General features: G+C 68.8%; 1 protein-coding gene. It reads left to right on the top strand.

The window, feature by feature from the left end; translation table 11 throughout:
* On the top strand, positions 1 to 785 hold a 785-nt coding region (locus NOD94_RS41245; RefSeq protein ID WP_281211371.1), incomplete at both ends, for an urease subunit alpha.

Genomic DNA, 785 nt, shown 5'->3' with positions numbered 1-785 from the left:
GCGGCTTCAAGGTCCATGAGGACATGGGTGCTCATACCCGTGCGCTGGACACGGCGTTGCGGGTGGCCGAGGAGTACGACGTGCAGGTGGCGCTGCATTCGGACGGTCTGAACGAGTGTCTTTCGGTCGAGGACACCTTGCGGGTGTTGGAGGGGCGGACGATCCACGCCTTCCACATCGAGGGGTGTGGTGGTGGGCACGTGCCGAACGTGTTGAAGATGGCGGGTGTCGCGAACGTCATCGGCTCGTCGACGAATCCGACCCTGCCGTTCGGGCGGGACGCGGTCGCCGAGCACTACGGCATGATCGTCTCCGTCCACGACCTCAAGCCGGATCTGCCGGGCGACGCCGCGATGGCCCGGGACCGGATCCGCGCCGGGACGATGGGCGCCGAGGACGTCCTGCACGACCTCGGGGCGATCGGGATCACCTCCTCGGACGCGCAGGGCATGGGCCGGGCGGGGGAGACGATCCGGCGGACCTTCGCGATGGCCGCGAAGATGAAGGGCGAGCTGGGTCCGCTGGCCGGTGACGGCGAGGGTGACGACAACGCCCGCGTGCTGCGCTACATGGCCAAGCTGACGATCAACCCGGCCATCGCCCACGGCCTGGCCCACGAGATCGGCTCCATCGAGGTCGGCAAACTCGCCGACATCGTCCTGTGGCGCCCCCAGTTCTTCGGTGCCAAGCCCCAACTCGTCCTCAAGTCCGGGTTCCCCGCCTACGGCGTCACCGGCGACCCCAACGCCGCCACCGACACCTGCGAACCCCTCGTCCTCGGACCG

The organism is Streptomyces sp. Isolate_45, from assembly GCF_024721315.2.
Classification (GTDB): Bacteria; Actinomycetota; Actinomycetes; order Streptomycetales; family Streptomycetaceae; genus Streptomyces.
The sequence above is the reverse complement of the archived record's forward strand: the minus strand, read 5'-3'. Positions and strand labels throughout refer to the sequence as shown.